General features: G+C 50.9%; 11 protein-coding genes. 8 read left to right on the top strand and 3 right to left on the bottom strand.

From position 1 onward, the window contains the following. Positions 1–451 precede the first annotated feature (451 nt). Complete coding sequence (locus C2M36_RS07935; RefSeq protein WP_105254445.1) at positions 452–1,003, bottom strand: flavodoxin family protein; 552 nt, start codon at positions 1,001–1,003, stop codon at positions 452–454. A gap of 67 nt (positions 1,004–1,070) precedes the next feature. On the opposite strand from C2M36_RS07935, the gene soxR reads away from it, so the two are divergent. The 5 genes from soxR to C2M36_RS07910 all read left to right on the top strand — a co-directional run bounded on the left by soxR (position 1,071) and on the right by C2M36_RS07910 (position 5,487). After that, entirely contained in the window at positions 1,071–1,535 is a 465-nt protein-coding gene (gene soxR / locus C2M36_RS07930) for a redox-sensitive transcriptional activator SoxR (RefSeq protein ID WP_105254444.1), read from the top strand. 111 nt (positions 1,536–1,646) lie between these two features. Beyond that, complete coding sequence (locus C2M36_RS07925) at positions 1,647–2,846, top strand: Nramp family divalent metal transporter (protein ID WP_105254443.1); 1,200 nt, start codon at positions 1,647–1,649, stop codon at positions 2,844–2,846. Between the two features lie 145 nt (positions 2,847–2,991). Continuing rightward, the gene (locus C2M36_RS07920) at positions 2,992–3,507 is read left to right on the top strand and encodes a hypothetical protein (RefSeq protein WP_105254442.1); all 516 of its coding nucleotides are present in this window, start codon (positions 2,992–2,994) and stop codon (positions 3,505–3,507) included. A 288-nt stretch (positions 3,508–3,795) separates the two neighbouring features. Further along, positions 3,796–4,875, top strand: a complete 1,080-nt coding sequence (locus C2M36_RS07915) for an energy transducer TonB (RefSeq protein ID WP_105254441.1) — start codon at positions 3,796–3,798, stop codon at positions 4,873–4,875. 135 nt (positions 4,876–5,010) lie between these two features. After that, entirely contained in the window at positions 5,011–5,487 is a 477-nt protein-coding gene (locus C2M36_RS07910; RefSeq protein WP_105254440.1) for a hypothetical protein, read from the top strand. Here the strand turns inward: C2M36_RS07910 and C2M36_RS07905 are convergent. Together C2M36_RS07905 and C2M36_RS07900 are read right to left on the bottom strand one after the other, a co-directional pair. Continuing rightward, positions 5,484–6,686, bottom strand: coding sequence for an anhydro-N-acetylmuramic acid kinase (locus C2M36_RS07905; RefSeq protein ID WP_105254439.1), 1,203 nt, complete (start codon positions 6,684–6,686; stop codon positions 5,484–5,486). The two genes, C2M36_RS07910 and C2M36_RS07905, sit on opposite strands and share 4 nt — an antisense overlap. A 131-nt stretch (positions 6,687–6,817) precedes the next feature. After that, entirely contained in the window at positions 6,818–8,371 is a 1,554-nt protein-coding gene (locus C2M36_RS07900) for a methyl-accepting chemotaxis protein (protein ID WP_105254438.1), read from the bottom strand. 566 nt (positions 8,372–8,937) lie between these two features. Between C2M36_RS07900 and C2M36_RS07895 the strand changes: the two genes are divergently transcribed. The 3 genes from C2M36_RS07895 to C2M36_RS07885 are packed head-to-tail and all read left to right on the top strand — an operon-like array spanning position 8,938 to position 15,728. Next, complete coding sequence (locus C2M36_RS07895) at positions 8,938–11,703, top strand: endo alpha-1,4 polygalactosaminidase (RefSeq protein ID WP_105254437.1); 2,766 nt, start codon at positions 8,938–8,940, stop codon at positions 11,701–11,703. Beyond that, positions 11,700–15,203 (top strand): tetratricopeptide repeat protein, encoded by a 3,504-nt coding sequence (locus C2M36_RS07890; RefSeq protein WP_105254436.1) that lies wholly within the window; start codon positions 11,700–11,702, stop codon positions 15,201–15,203. Before C2M36_RS07895 ends, C2M36_RS07890 begins: the two co-directional genes overlap by 4 nt. Before the next feature lie 15 nt (positions 15,204–15,218). Continuing rightward, positions 15,219–15,728, top strand: coding sequence for a hypothetical protein (locus C2M36_RS07885; protein ID WP_105254435.1), 510 nt, complete (start codon positions 15,219–15,221; stop codon positions 15,726–15,728). Positions 15,729–15,733 lie beyond the last annotated feature (5 nt).

Below are 15,733 nucleotides of genomic sequence, written 5' to 3'. Positions count from 1 at the left end.
CAACAAGCAGCGAATATTGTATCGCTTTTGTGATTGTTGATTTAGTAAACATTTTTATTCCCTGAATTTTTTATTATCACCTACCCAAAAAGCTTATTAACTTGGCTTAAATAGCAAAATTAAAATTGGGCACGAAAATGTTTTACCCACTCCCACAATTTTTTACAACAAAAATAGATAAAAAAATCCATATTTTTTTATTAATAAAAAATGTTCAATTTACTCTCTGTCAACAGGGGCAACTAATGCAGACCAAAACCTCACGAATTGATACACTTTAATACTTCTTGTTTCATTTATTCACTTGACATTCAACTTATAATATAGATGTTAAAATAAGATCAATTAAATACACAATTAAGGAACAAACTATTTACATTTAAGAATTCAAAATATAACGTAAGTTAAAGATTTTAAGAGCGAATTTCTAAATCATTCAGACCTGCCTCTTTTACTTCTTTTCCATTACCTTTACGAATAAACGATGCCAGTAGGGCCTGCTAAATGGACTAGTGCCCAGATGAATTTTAATTTGTGAAGGTGTCAGAGCCGAAGCATGGTAGTGGGTAATAAACCTCATCCCCAAATATTCGGCGCTTAATTTAAAGGGAGCAGCAAAGGCGTCTAGGCCGAGTTCAACGTTACTAGTCGACAGCAGCGACATGTGCTTGTTACGCAATAACCTCAGTTGCGGGCGCAATTCTTCTTCATTCATATAGTCGGTGAGGCGATCAAAGAAGTTCTTTAGCTGAGGTGTGGTGTTATACCAGTAAACGGGAGAGGCGAAAACCCAGTGCTCAAAGGTAAGTAATTTAGCTATGAGTGCTCGAAAATCATCTTCTTCAATCTCTTTATACTCATTTATTTCATAGCAATAATTTTTTATTCGAAAATCGTCTAGAAACAATATATAGGTATCCAATCGCCGCGCCAGCGTTCGTGCTGCTTTATAGGTGTTGCCGTGACGTCGTGCACTGCTGAAGATAATAATTTGTTTAGCCATAACCAATTGCCTTATTTGAAATTTAGCAATAGGCTAAAAGCTCAACTTAGGTTTAGGTCAAGAGCAAATGACATTAGAAGCGAACCTGTCCGTGGGGTTGGTGGCCAAGCGCGCCGACGTAAGTATTTCAACATTGCACTTTTATGAAAAGAAAGGACTGATCCGCAGTTGGCGTAACCAGGGTAACCAGCGCCGCTATAAACGTGATGTATTGCGACGCCTCGCCGTGATCAAAGCGGCACAGAAGATGGGCATAACGCTCGAAGAAATTAAGGAAACACTGAGTACCTTGCCGGATCAGCGCACGCCAACCAAGGCCGACTGGCAACGCCTATCGCGGCATTGGCAAAGGCAGTTAGATGAGAAGATTGCGTATATGCAGAGGCTTAGAGACAAGGTTGACGGCTGTATCGGTTGCGGCTGCCTGTCGATGCAACATTGCCCTATATACAACCCAGACGACCAATTAGCGGAGCTTAGCAGCGGTGCCGTATTACTGGAGCACCCCGAACTGGAAAAAGATGAAAAGTAGAGTCGTTTTCTTTATTGCCAGCTTTTCTATATCTTATTAACCTGCACTAGATAACAAGAATAATGATGAGCGCTTAGTTCAATAGCGCTAAAAAGAGACAGGGTTAACAATATGAAAAAACTCGGCCCAGGCCTGCTCGTTGCCGCCGCTTTTATCGGTCCAGGCACCATTACCACCGCGTCCGTCGCCGGCGCCAGCTTTGGTTTTACCCTGCTTTGGGCGCTGGTGTTTTCGGTCTTTGCCACCATTTTATTGCAGAGCATGGCAGCGAGGTTGGCCGTGGTTAGTGGTCAAGGCTTAGCGCCAGCCCTGCGCGATAATATAAACCAGCCTCTATTAAAGTATTTAGCAATCTTTTTGGTGATCAGCGCCATCGGCATCGGCAGCGCCGCCTATGAGGCCGGAAACCTAAGTGGCGCAAGCCTCGGTTTGCAAGGGCTCTTTGGACAACACACGGGAAGCTTCTGGACACCTGTCATTGCCCTTGTCAGCGCCCTGCTTCTTTACAGCGGCAAATACAAATTAATTGAGCGCACCTTGATGCTCCTTGTTGGCGTTATGAGCATAGTGTTTATTGCCACCATGGTGCTTGCGTCGCCATCATTTGGCGAGCTATTTGCCGGTTTTAAACCCAGTCTGCCCGCTGACTCTTTGACCACAGTGCTGGCGCTGATCGGCACCACCATAGTGCCTTATAACCTGTTTTTACACTCTGGAGTGATTGCCAGAGAAGATGCCAAACCACAGGATGTAGGCCAAGCTATTCGAACACACAATTGGGACACGGGTCTTTCGGTGGGTCTTGGCGGTCTTATTACCCTGGCCATAGTCGCCACCGCCAGCGTCGCCTTCTTTGGTCAGCATACGGGCCCACTCAATGCCGCTAATATGGCGAAACAGCTGGAACCCCTGCTCGGCAGCTATGCTCAGTATTTCTTTGCCATTGGTTTATTTGCCGCCGGCCTAACCAGTGCCATTACCGCTCCCTTAGCCGGCGCTTATGCGGTCTGTGGTATGCTTGGTGGCACAGACGCGGTAGAAGATACGCGCTTTAAGCTGGTGGCCCTCGCCATCTTGGTTTTTGGCACCGCGGTTGCCAGCTTGGGGCTCGACCCCGTAGCAGTGATCATCTTTGCCCAAGCCAGCAATGCCTTACTTTTGCCCATTGTGTGTATATACCTGTTATGGTTACTCAATAACAAGCAGGTGATGGGCCAATATAAAAATAACTGGTTGGTAAACCTATTGAGCCTGCCGGTCATTATTACCGTGGTCGGCTTAAGCGCTTACAAGCTTGTTTCACTGCTGTAATGATTGGCGATATTCCGGCCCTTTGAGCACACAAAGGGTCTTGATATCATAGCTAATCAACTGTATTCATTGCTTCTTTCTTGATCCCGCAAGGATTGTCGTTCACTCTTAAAGACAACCAAAGTTACGAGAGATTAAGACGCCGATGAAATACTTACTTTCCGCCTTCTTGCTGCTGTGTACCCATATAGCGAGTGCCAATGGCAAACTTGCCAGCGAGCTGCAAGTGTTCGAACCTTACCTGGGTACCTGGGAGTCCACCTTCAGCATGGGCCCCGAGCAACCTGATGTCACCGATGTGGGCAAGTGGGAACGAGCACTTAACGGTACGGCGATACGCACAATGCACAGTATTAATGACGGTGCCTATGGCGGCGAGTCCCTGATTTTTTGGGATAAGGATAAAGAATCCCTGGTGTTCTACTACTTCACCACCGCAGGCTTTTACACTCAGGGAACATTAGAAGTGACTGACGACGGCTCTTTCGTTGCCTATGAGGATGTGAGCGGTAGCAGTGAAGGGATCACTCGGGTGAAATCCACCAGCTCATACGTCGACGGGCAGTTTGTGGTCACAACACAATATTTAAAAAATGGTGAATGGACCCCGGAACAAAAGCGTCACTATAGCCGCTCGCAAAAAGAAGTGGTGTTTAAATAAACCCTTGCTAGGCGCTAAATATCACTGCGCCTAATTGACTCAAAACCAAAAAATAGCGCGTTAGGCGCTATTTTTTGTGCTCAAGCAACATCCCAGCCTGAAACTTAACTCTGTTTAATGCTAGGTCACTGCCGCTCGCTGTCTTATCAAAAAGCTTACGTTTACCCACAAAGGGAAAGCCTTGGTTTTCGTCTTTTAATTATGTTACTTGTAATTAAAAGTAAAAATTAAGTTAATCAGCTTGTTTCCTTAGCTGTGTTTGTTCCTCCTAATCGCAAGGACATCGATATGTTAAAGGCCCTCATTCCGCTCGCTATTTCCGCCGCATTAAGCACTTCGGTTGCCGCACAAGAAACCAGTTTCAATCACGCTTACCAAAAGTATAAAGACGCTGTAGAAAGCGGCCAACCTGCTGGACAATATGCAAAAGCAGCCTACGCGCTAGGCGTCGAGAAATTCGGCAAAGACTCCGTCAATGTGGCTAACCTGGCAATCAACTATGCCGGTACCCTTGGCGTTCACTCCAAAGAATTACGAGAGCAGCGTAGCGAGCTTTATCAACGCGCCTTATCAATCTTTGCCAATGATAAAGAGACATCCGAGCTTGCAAAAATAGATCCTCTCTTCGGTCTAGCGGAGAGCGCCGATGGCAGAATAGACACCACAGATTACTTAGAGCAGGCCATTGAGGTTGCTAGCAAAAGTAAGGACTTTAAGCTGCTGGCGGATCTTCGTGTGAATGCTGCGCAGGTTTTAATTAGACGCTTCCACTTCAAACCTCACGCCATGACTCAGGCTCGCGAGTATCTCGACAAGGCCGAAAGTTATTATCAAAGTCATGTTGCAAACAATACGTTGGAGTATGTGCGTATCAACTTATATCAAGCCATTGTTCACGGGGCTAGAGGCAATAAAAATGAATCCATAGAGCGACTTACTAATGTAATCAAAGTCTTTGATGATAACCTTGAATTTGACCACCTTCTCGAGCTACAAGCCCGTTCAATGTTGGTAGAACTCTATGAGCAAAAAGGAGACAGAGACAGTGCCACCGAGCATAGCCTGGCCATAGCGAAGATGAGGCCCTGGAGTGACGATGCTGAGCAGGTGCCAATCTATCGAGTGCATCCAAAATACCCCATTTCCGCAGCAAGATGGGGCAAAGAAGGTTGGGTGGAAATGCAAATCACCATAGACCCGGCGGGTCTTGTGGAGCAGGTGACCGTTCTTGATTCTGATGGCGGCAGCAAATTTGAACGGGAAGCGCGTAAGGCGGTTGAACAATGGCGCTATGCCCCTAAATTTGAAAATGGGCAGCCGGTCGCAGCCACAACCAAGGTCCGATTAGACTTTAAACTTGGCTCCTAACAAAAAACGGGCGAGTAAATACACGGGCATAAAGCTACGTTAAGCTAATAAAAAAGTATAAATTTCGATCTAAGTCATAAAACTGTCATTTTGACGGCGCATAATTGTCCGCAAATCGGCAATAATTGACAGGATATGACCCAGTTTCGCTCTCCGTTGGCAGTGTTTGCACTGCGTAACGACAATGCTTTAGCAGACTTTGATAGTTTAACGCAGCAGCCCGTGCTTTTAGGCGCGCCCGAACAGCCGCCGCAACTGCTTTGCCGTCTGCCAAACAATGCCCAACCAGGGGACTGCCTTCATGCCAGCGTGAGCTTTGCCGAGCAACGTCATGCCCAGTTGCAGGCGCACTATCGCGTCAGTGAGCGTGACCTTAATAGTGCCATGGTGGCTTTGACGCTGCGCCCCAGCACCGAGTCCATGGAATTGGAAATACAGGGCCAGGGACTGTTGCAGCTAAGCCTGCACGGTCGTCATGAAATCATTAAAGAAAGTGCTCAGTTTAGCGTTCATCTGCACCCACAAAGCCTGTACCAAAGCCTAACCCCTGGCCTGCAAAATAAATCCAAAGCCCGCCGTTTGGTTGACTACTGCCAACGTATTTGGGCTTAGTCGGGAAAACTGACTTTGCCCATGCTTACCGCCGGCATGCCCGCATGACCGGCATCGCTCATGCTGCTGCCGGCCAAGGTCTCATTGGCCAACAGGGCAAATAACACCGCTTCCTTGGCATCCGGCTCTATACCCAACAGCTGCAACGAGTCCAGGCTTATACCCGTAAGGCAATAAGCGCGAATGCGCGCCATCAACAATGGATTATGAATGCCACCGCCGCTGGCATAGACCTTAATTTCACCTAGCTTATCTGCCAAGACATTAAGCTGCTTAGCAATCGCCAGCGCGGCAAATTCACATAAGGTGGCCAGCACATCCTCATGATTTAACTCCTGAGTATCACTTTGCGCTTGGCATTGGCGTAAATAGGCGAGATTAAATACTTCCGGGCCCGTGGTCTTGGGCATGGCCTTGGCAAGAAACGGATGGGCGCAAAGGGCCCGTAATAATGCCGGGTCTACCTTACCCCGTTTTGCCAATTGGCTGTCTTTGTCGTATTCAAGGGGGGCAAAATAGCGCTGCACATAGGCATCAAGCATGGTATTCCCTGGGCCAATGTCCGCGCACAAGGTGTCTGCTAGGGGAGCATCTTTGGCCAGCACGGTCATATTCGCTATACCGCCCATATTCAGCAACACTCGGTGCTCATCGCTACTGGCAAAATACCAATAATCCCCATAGGCGGCCAAAGGTGCACCCTCGCCACCTGCGGCTATGTGTTTTTGACGAAAATCGCTCAGGGTGATGATCCCGGTAGTACGGGCTAGATGGCAACCATCGCCAAGCTGCAGCGTGGCGTTGCCATAGTCGCTAAGCCCATGCTGGCTTTGCGGACAGTGATAGACGGTCTGCCCATGACTGGCAATAACATCAACACTCTGCGGCTCTAGGTGCCAACGCGCCAAACATTCATTCACCAATTGCCCATGCAACTGCCCTATCCAGGGATTAAGCAAGGTAAGGTGCTGCAGGTCAATATCACGCTTGGCAAAAACCTGACGTACCCGCTGTTGATAGCTTGCGGGATAAGGGCAAGTAGTAAAATGTTGAACCTCAACTTGCGTATGGGTACCGGCACCGCGAACACGGCACAGGGCTACATCGAGGCCATCCATAGAAGTACCGCTCATCAATCCAACAATAATACGCTCTGACTTAGCGGCAATTTTATAAAGGCGCTCGATATGTGCATGCATGGGGAGGAAACCTGAAGATTCTTTTACCGTCAATCTAAGCTAACGGTCGGCAGAACTCAAATGCTTTGCCGCGCATCATCCCCATTCGTGAAGGTAAAGCGCGGCTGCATTGTGTCCCGGCCTAAAAACCACTAGTGTTTGGCAAAGCGCACAACCAACTCACACAAATCATCGGCCACCTTGGTCAAACGGGTAATGGCAGTTTGTGCCTGCACCGAACTTTGCTGCGAATCATTGGCGAGCTCGGCAATTCCCACTACCTGTCTGTTAATGTCCTCAGACACATGGGCTTGCTCTTCCACGGCCGCGGCCATTTGCGTCGCCATATCGTTAATATTGGCCACCGCCTGCACGATACCCGCAAGCATATGGGTGCTGCGTTCCACTTCCTCTAGGCCCATCAGTGATTCCTGTTGTCCCTGATCGGCGATTACCACGGCTTGCTCGCTGCGGGCATTCAATTCATTGATGATCCCCTGGATTTCACCGGTTGAGCGCTGGGTTCGCTGTGCCAGTTGTCTCACCTCATCGGCAACCACGGCAAAGCCGCGACCCTGCTCGCCGGCGCGCGCCGCTTCGATGGCCGCGTTCAAGGCCAATAGGTTAGTCTGCTCGGCAATTTGCTCGATCATCTGCGCCGCCGCGGCAATATAGCCGGATTGCTCGGAGACACCGCGCACCGAATCGCTGATCTGCGCCACCGTCTGCCCCAATGTTTCGATTGAAGCGCGGGTTTTCTGCGCCACCTCAGCCCCTTCGATAGCCAGTTCATTGGCGGCTCGGGCCTGCTCAGAGGTCAGGTTCACATTTTGCGATACCTCGGCAATGGTCGCCGTCATCTCATTCATTGCCGTCGCCACTTGCTCGGTTTGTTGATGCTGGGCGTCAATTTGCTGACCGGCATTGGTAGACAAGTTAAAGCTCGCCTGGGCATCGTCGGCCACGCGGGCGGCGGCATCGTCGATACGCGTTAAAATAGTGCCAAGGTGGGCACGCTCCGCCTTGACCGCGACATGGAGTCGCCCGAGGGGACCGCTGTGATCGCAATAACTCAGTACCGCCAGCGGGTCGTTAAAACGCCCCTCGATAAGTTGATCTAAACGTTTCTTAAGGCGTAGTCGCGAAAACGTATTAAAAACGGCAAAAAGAATGACGCTGCCCACCATCACCACCTCGGCGGCCAGTGTTTGCTCAAAAAACCACAGTGCTAAGGCTGCAAGCAAAGCAAACATGAGGGCATAAAACTCGCTGTTGTCCGGCAAAGTGAACGAGCTCTTATTGGCATTCACTTGCTGATAAAGGGCCGCTGCTCGATTAACATCTTCACGAGCGGGGCAACTGCGCACCGACTCATAGCCCACTACCTGACCATGCTCTGTGATGGGCGTAACATAGGCATCTACCCAATAATGATCGCCATTTTTACAACGGTTTTTAACCAGTCCCATCCAGGGTTGACCGGCCTTAAGATAACGCCACATGGTGGCAAAGGCGGCACCAGGCATATCCGGGTGGCGAACAAGATTATGCGGCTGACCGATAAGCTCTTCGCGGCTATATCCGCTTATGTCGATAAACGCCTGGTTACAGTCGAGGATGTTGCCCTGTAAATCGGTCACCGAGATCAGTTTTTGGTCTTTCGCGAAGTGACGTTCATTCTGTGTCACCGGCAGATTCGTACGCATTTGTTGGCCCCCATTCAAAACACAACAATAGTCTTAATTTTAAAGCCGGGATATTACCAAAAAGTTGACCCTACGCCTCATAAATACGTTCGTATCCAAACCTTTATGATGTTTTATTCATCGCTCCGGTTTGGAAACTTGATCTAGATCAAGTTTTTGCCCGATTAGCCATTATATAAGTGAGGCGTTACGCCCGTAATTAACCACTCAAATTTTAAACCTTGGCAACATTTTCCAGATTTGCAATGAGTTACTATACTGAACAAATAATGAATCAAAACCATCCAGGGCGCTTGGGGAAGCGGCGCCGGGTGCTAGAATATGGTGCGTTTACATCGCTATAAAGTCGCGCTAATACAGGCCTTAGCTGTAATCAGTTGTAATAGCCTTAAGTTTACAAATTTGAGAATTAAACCAATTGTAAAATAAATAAATCACTTGTAATTGAAATAAAATCACATAAAATTAGTATCAAAGTACTAGTAATAATTATAACCTGCTGCTTTTGAAAGGATTTCTTCCACATCAAGGCGCTTACACAATAATAGCTATAGGTATTTAAGGTCTTGTATCACGCATTTCGCTCAGTCATTAGCGCGTCGCTACTGTGTTTTGTACTTTTAATAAGTTCGAAGCAGGGACTCGCACAAACGTCAAAGACTCCTCAGTCTATTGCCTTCTATTACGGTGATATCGACTCAACTCGGGAGTTACTCAGCTATGAGCGCGTGGTAGTCAGTCCTGAGCAGCTCTCTTCGGCTCAATTACAGCAACTTAAAAGTGCCAAGACCCAGGTATTTGCCTACCTCAGCCTGGGTGAAGCGTCTGAACAGCTGGCGCCGCGTTTCTCCTCCGCGGTACTGGGTTACAACGACTTGTGGCAGGCCAGCATTATGGATAGCAGCGCCGAACCATGGCGCCAGTACCTGTTAACACAGGCACAGCAACTGCGCTCTGCCGGATACGACGGTTTCTTTCTCGATACTCTGGATAGCTATCAGCTGGTGCTCGATAAAGCACAATTTGGCGCCCAGCAAAACGCCTTGATCAGTCTGATAGGTGAGCTGCAAACGCAGGGGCCGGTGCTATTGAATCGGGGGTTTGAACTCTATCAAGGGCTGGCACAACCGCCTCTTGCCGTGGTCGCCGAGTCCTTATTTCACTCCTATGACTACCAGGGCAAGCGCTACCGTAAGCAAAGCAAAGAAGACGCCCAATGGCTAACGGGGCAATTGCAACAAGTGCAGGCCAGCCAGATTGAAGCCATAGTCATAGATTATTTGCCCGCCGATGATGCACAGCGCCTCAAAGCCGCACAACAAATAGCGGCGCTGGGTTTTACCCCTTATATCAGCGACCCCATGTTATATCAGTTTGGCGTCTCCACCCGCTACCCGGTGCGCCGTCGCGTACTGGGCCTGTATGATTCCAGTGTCAATGTGAAAAAGCAGTCCGAATGCCATCGCTTTCTGGCAACCTTGATTGAATATCAGGGCTATGTGCCTCAGTGTATTGATATTCAAGGAACGGCCTTACCCAAGCTGGATTGGAATCGCTATGCCGCGGCGGTCTTCTGGCTACCACAGGTCAGCTACCAGCAAAGCAGCACGCGCGACGCGTTATTGCAAAGCCTGGACACATTGCCAACTGTCCTAGTCGGCGAATTGCCAGAACAAACAAGCCTGTTGGCCCGCCTGGGGGTCAAACAACAAGGCAATTATCGCGGCGTCTTGCAACTGGACGCTGCCGCGCTTAAGTATCCACTGCCCAAGGCGCAAGGGGAGCAATATCCGCGCTATCGCTGGCTAGATGAACAGCAAACCTCCCAGCTTTCTCTTATCGACGAACAGGGCCAACAAGGCATCGCTGTCGCCAGCAGCGATTGGGGTGGCCTGTGGCTTGAGCCATTAACCGTACAGGAATTGCCCGGCGAGCGCATGCGCTGGCCGCTTGATCCGTTTGAACATCTCCTACCCTTGCTGCGATTAGCGCCGATCCCGAGCGCCGATATCACCAGCGAATCAGGGCAACGTATCGTCACCGCCCACATAGATGGCGACGGTTTCCCTTCTCGTGCCTGGCTCCCGGGTAAACCCTTCGCTGGGGCCTCGATTTATAACAATATTTTGCGTCGCTCTAAGCTGCCACACACGGTGTCCGTGATTGAGGCCGAGGTGGCAAAAACCGGTCTGTATCCAGAGCTGACCCCGGAGCTTGAAGCCATCGCCCGGGATATCTTTGCCCTGGATAATGTTGAAATTGCCTCGCATACCTTTAGCCACCCGTTTTTCTGGGACCCGCGTATTGAAGCCAAGGAAAAGCTCTATGGTGATGCCCTAGCCGTGCCCGGTTATGTCCTCGATTATGACCGCGAGATTTTTACCAGCGTGCGTTACATCAACGAGCACCTGGCGCCAAAAGATAAGCGGGTCGAGGTTTACTTGTGGTCCGGTGCCGCCAACCCGACCGCCGATATCATCGCCAAGGTGGCTCAATTGGGCCTCTACAATGTCAATGGCGGCAACACTTATGTGCTAACCGATAACTATTCCATCGCCCAAGTCACGCCGCACCTCAACTGGTATAAAGACGCGGTGCAGGTGTATGCACCGGTCATGAACGAAAACCTCTACACCGAGCTGTGGACGGAAAACTTCAGCGGCTTTGGCCGTGCCATTGAAACCTTTGAGCTGCTCGGCGAGCCCCGCCGCTTAAAACCGGTGAGCGTTTATTACCATATGTATTCCGGCGTCTACCCGGCGTCATTATCGGCCTTGGAAAAGATCTATGATTGGGTGGACAAGCATCCGCTCACGCCCTTATATCTGAGCGAATATGCCCACAGGGCTCGTGCCCTGTATGAAACCGGTCTGGCCAAATCAATTAATGACGAGGCCTGGTATATCACCAGCACCGGGGTCAAAAGCATGCGAATCGATAAAGCGCAGAGCCCAAGCGGAAACAGCCAGGGTGTGGCCGGGGTCAATGCTGGCCCCGATGGTAACTATGTCACCTTGTCGGCGGTGCGCGCTCGCCTCGAGCTAGACGCCGCGGATACACCTTTTTCCGGAAACCTGTATCTGCAAGGCGCCAATGGCGTGCTTGAACATTGGCAGCAACAAGGCGGTAATATCGACATCAGCTTTATGAGTCACCAGCCATTGCAAGCCCGTTTTGCTCAAGCACGAGGCTGTCGCGTGCAACAGCACAGCGGCGCCCCGGTGACGCACAAATTTAAGGGTGATCAGCTTATCCTCACCAGCAAACACAAGGGCCGGGTTCGATTCACCCTTAGCTGCGCCGGCCAACCTCAGGGTGGGAAAACGCAATGACCTCACCTAAGTACGTACTGGGCAGTCGCAACAAGCAGGACAAACGCATTGTTCTGACCAACCGCCGTACCCTGATCAGCCTAGCCTTGGCCACCTTGGCGCTATTGTGGATTTTGCAGCCCAATCGCGGCCTGCTGCTCGATATTCTCGATGAAGCCCAAGACCCCAATGTGGCGCTGGCGTTTTTACGGGTGTTGAAGGACGCAGATGATCCCTCCCCGCGCTTGCAAATGGCCTTTGCCAAACAATATTACCGCTTAAAAGACTATGAAAAGGTGTTGCATCACCTTACGCCGCTAAGCCAATTTAGCGATCCCGAGCAGCTGTTGCGCGCTCAGAGCATGTACGCCAACAGCCTACTGCAGCTCAGCCATGATTCGCGCTTTAAAGAGCAGGCCACCCGCGAACTGAGTCGCTACCTCAAGTATCTGCCCGACGATCTCAGCCCCGAGCAAAGGCAAACCTTTGCCGAATACGCGCTGCAAATCGGCCAACCCGCGGTGGCCCATAAGCTTTTAAAACACCACAGTCAGGGCGATCTGCAGCGTTTGTTCACACTTGCACTGCAAGCCGGCTTGTATGACTCCGCCATGGCGCACGGGAAACAACTTTATCAACGCCAGCCTTCGGCCGCTCACTTCGAACAACTCCTGGCGCTGTATCAACAGCATCAACGCTGGCCCCAGGGACTGGCGCTGATAAACCAACATATCGACGCCGGGCTCTGCGAGCTTGCCTGTTTGCAACAAGGCATCGACTTTGCGCGCAGCGCCGATAACAGTGCCTCAGCCAGCCAATTTGCAGTGCAAAAGGCCAGCATCAGCTCGGATAGTCAGGACTGGTTGCAGGCCAGCGAACTGGCGGTCGCTGTCGGCGATATTGCCACCGCTATCACCTGGCTGGCCAAGGCCAATCAGGCGGCACCATCAGCTGAGCATATCAGTACCCTGCACAGTTATTACTTATGGCGTGGCGACCTAGATAATGCGCTTGCCATGAGTAAAGACCTGATGCGTTACAATCCTGAGCTGGCGCAGTTGCGCCAGGGAATAAATGAGGCCTTGGCGCAAAGCGACCTCAAGGCTCTGAGTGACTTTTACTATCAGCTGGCGCAGACACAACAACTGAATCAGGAAGAGCGCCTGCAATGGGTCAACTATAACGACAAGGCCTACGGCGCCAAGGCCACCGTGAAACGCCTAGAGCATTTATCTCAGCGCTTTCCGAATGAGCCACTTTATTGGTTCCAACTGGCGCGTTTTTATAACTTTATCGGTCAACCACAACGGGCGACTGAGCTGTGGCAGCAAATTAAGGTACCCACACCAAGCAACTATCTTGATCTCAATTACTTTGCCCAAAGCTTTATGGCCACTGGCAACCCACAGCAGGCCCTGACCATTTTGCATCAATACAGCAACCCCCAAGGTTTGGCTCTTGACCAACTCATCACCTTGCAGGAGCTGGCCAATTACAATGCGGCCACCGACCTACAGCGCTATTATCAGCGCCAACGCATCGAGCGTGGCGACACCAGTTTAGACCCCTACTCCTTAATCGCCAGCCATAACGGCAAACAGCGCCAGGATATAGACGTGCTGTGGGATTATTATCAGCGTACCCAATCACCGGTGCTGCTGATCTATCTAATGAATCTAGCGCTTGAGCAAGGTGACGAGCGCTTACTCAATGCCACCAGTGAAGCCCTGCTTGCCAACCATGGCGACGACACCAGCTTGAATATGCAGCTGTTGCGGGTCCGCTTAGCCATGCATCAGGAGCGTTATGCCAACGCAAAAAACTTGTTGCAGCAGTTGCTCGGCAGCCACCCGGAACATGATGAGGTTAAACAAAGTGCCATGTGGCTGGCCATCTCCATTGGCGACAACCTGTGGCTGCGGGAGCTATATTGGCGTGTGATCAGCACCCATCAAGACAGCAGCGATATGTACCAGGTACTCGCTATCGCCGCGCAGCAACTGGGCCTGTTCCAACACGCGGATTTATGGTTCCAACGCCTTAACAATAGCGCCCCCATGAGCGCCTCCGATAAGTTAAACTGGGCACAAATCCTTGAACACCAAGGCAGTCTGGCCCAGGCCTCTAGCCTGCGTTGGCAAGTGATCAGCACCCTCAGTGAGCAACTGCGTCAAGTCGAGGGAGGGGATGTAAGTTACCGCTCCTTGGTAGCGCTGTTCGTGTCACCGGCTCTGGCGGATGCCCAGCTCACTAAACAACTACTGCTCCGTGGCAACAAGGCAGATATCGCCGCGCTATTAAACGGCTCACAGTCTCATGCACTGCAACAACTGGTCTTGTGGCAGGCGCAACGCAATTTAAAAGACCAGCAATTCAACGCCTACGTACAGTTGGCCCTGGCTCTGGCCCGCGATGACCGCTCCGCCATTTACCAGTTGAGTTACGACTCGGTGCAGCTGGATGACTTCACCCGGGCAGCGGCCCTGGCGCAAATAGGTGAAAATGCCCACGCCTGGCAATTGGCCGAGCAACAGCTGGGCGCGCATACCGCCAAACGAGATATTGCGCCGTTGCAGCGCTTGCTCGCACAACAGCACCCGCTGGCCAGTCACGGCCTGCGTTATGAGCATGTGATAAAAGATTCATGGCAGGTCCGCTCGGAACAGCTTAGGTATTACCGCCCCATGGAGAACGGTCAATGGCTACTCGATGCATCCTATGACCATGGTCACCCGAAAAGCGATCTGCTTGAGGACTACCAGCAACGAAGCGCGCAGTTAAGCTGGCGTTTTAGTCCGCAGCATTATCTGGTTAATCGCGGTGAAGTCGGCGTAGCCATCAGTGACCGCCACCAAAAAACACACTATGGTCAGTTTGCCACCTTGATATGGCAGCCCTCATCGCGCTTGAGCCACAGCCTCAAACTCGGTCACAACATGGCCACAGAGCAGAGCGAAAACCTGTTCCTGCTGGGCCGTGAAGACAGCGCCAAATGGGAAGTGAACTGGCAGCCTACTCGCTACGAACAACTGAGTGTCAGCGTGTCACGCTCGCTGTTTAAGTCCGATTTCGATGATCCCATTGCGCAGCAATGGCACAGCACGGTGCGCCTGAGCGAGCAGTTTAACTTTACCCCGAGTTGGCAGGCCTATGTGCAATATGATCACCAGGAAAACACCCTGGACCAGCGTGCCCTCACCGGTGTCTCGGACTATCTGGGTAGGCCGGTAGTGGCAGCTATTTTTATTTCGCCCCGCTATCGCCGTTTGGCATTGGGACAACAATTGCTGCATGGTAATGTCGGCGAGCCGGGCAAGCAGGTACCGGGCATGCGCTATTGGCTCGACAGCGCCATAGGTTACAACTTTGTCACCGACGAAGCGGACTACTCCGCCAATATCGGCCTGGGTATTCGCGTGTTTGGCAATGATGAATTCTTTATTAAGGGAGCGTGGCAAAGCGCCGATCCGAATGGTCGCGAAAGCCTCACCTTTAACTTAGGTTACTTTTTAGATTTTTGATCCGAGGACAGCAAGATGAAAACTTTACTTACTACCGCGTTAGCGCTTTTTTTGGCCGGCTGTGCTTCCCAATACAGTGCCCAAAGTCCGGCCCTGAATAGCGGCAATACCCTGTACATTATGCCCTTTGCCAACCAGTCAAATATGCCCATGGCACAGGCTCAGGCAGAACAACTGGTGGCCTCGGCGCTGGCCGATCAAGGCATCAAGGTGCGCGTGTATCCCAAGGCTCAGGTCGGCGATCTGCAGGCCAGTTTAGAGCCGCAGCAACGCCAACAAGAAGCGCAGGCCTGGCTGATGCAACAACCGGCGGGCTATGTTCTTGCGGGCTCGGTACAGGAATGGCAATACAAGTATGGTCTCGATGGCGAGCCTGCGGTGGGCCTGACCCTCACTTTAGCCACCAGCACGGGTGAACAACTGTGGCGCGGCTCGGCATCTAACAGTGGCTGGGGACGAGAGTCCTTGTCTGGCGTTGCCTTAGATGCTATTGAAGACTTACTCGACCAATTAGATTGGGAATAATTTGG

Origin of the sequence: Pseudoalteromonas sp. T1lg75, assembly GCF_002964705.1 — a bacterium.
Lineage (GTDB): Bacteria > Pseudomonadota > Gammaproteobacteria > Enterobacterales > Alteromonadaceae > Pseudoalteromonas.
The sequence above is the reverse complement of the archived record's forward strand: the minus strand, read 5'-3'. Positions and strand labels throughout refer to the sequence as shown.

What these genes read in the sequence shown, in the direction of transcription:
- C2M36_RS07935 (WP_105254445.1), bottom strand. Translation starts at nt 1,003, where the DNA reads ATGGCTAAACAAATTATTATCTTCAGCAGTGCACGACGTCACGGCAAC.
- soxR (WP_105254444.1), top strand. Translation starts at nt 1,071, where the DNA reads ATGACATTAGAAGCGAACCTGTCCGTGGGGTTGGTGGCCAAGCGCGCC.
- C2M36_RS07925 (WP_105254443.1), top strand. Translation starts at nt 1,647, where the DNA reads ATGAAAAAACTCGGCCCAGGCCTGCTCGTTGCCGCCGCTTTTATCGGT.
- C2M36_RS07920 (WP_105254442.1), top strand. Translation starts at nt 2,992, where the DNA reads ATGAAATACTTACTTTCCGCCTTCTTGCTGCTGTGTACCCATATAGCG.
- C2M36_RS07915 (WP_105254441.1), top strand. Translation starts at nt 3,796, where the DNA reads ATGTTAAAGGCCCTCATTCCGCTCGCTATTTCCGCCGCATTAAGCACT.
- C2M36_RS07910 (WP_105254440.1), top strand. Translation starts at nt 5,011, where the DNA reads ATGACCCAGTTTCGCTCTCCGTTGGCAGTGTTTGCACTGCGTAACGAC.
- C2M36_RS07905 (WP_105254439.1), bottom strand. Translation starts at nt 6,686, where the DNA reads ATGCATGCACATATCGAGCGCCTTTATAAAATTGCCGCTAAGTCAGAG.
- C2M36_RS07900 (WP_105254438.1), bottom strand. Translation starts at nt 8,371, where the DNA reads ATGCGTACGAATCTGCCGGTGACACAGAATGAACGTCACTTCGCGAAA.
- C2M36_RS07890 (WP_105254436.1), top strand. Translation starts at nt 11,700, where the DNA reads ATGACCTCACCTAAGTACGTACTGGGCAGTCGCAACAAGCAGGACAAA.
- C2M36_RS07885 (WP_105254435.1), top strand. Translation starts at nt 15,219, where the DNA reads ATGAAAACTTTACTTACTACCGCGTTAGCGCTTTTTTTGGCCGGCTGT.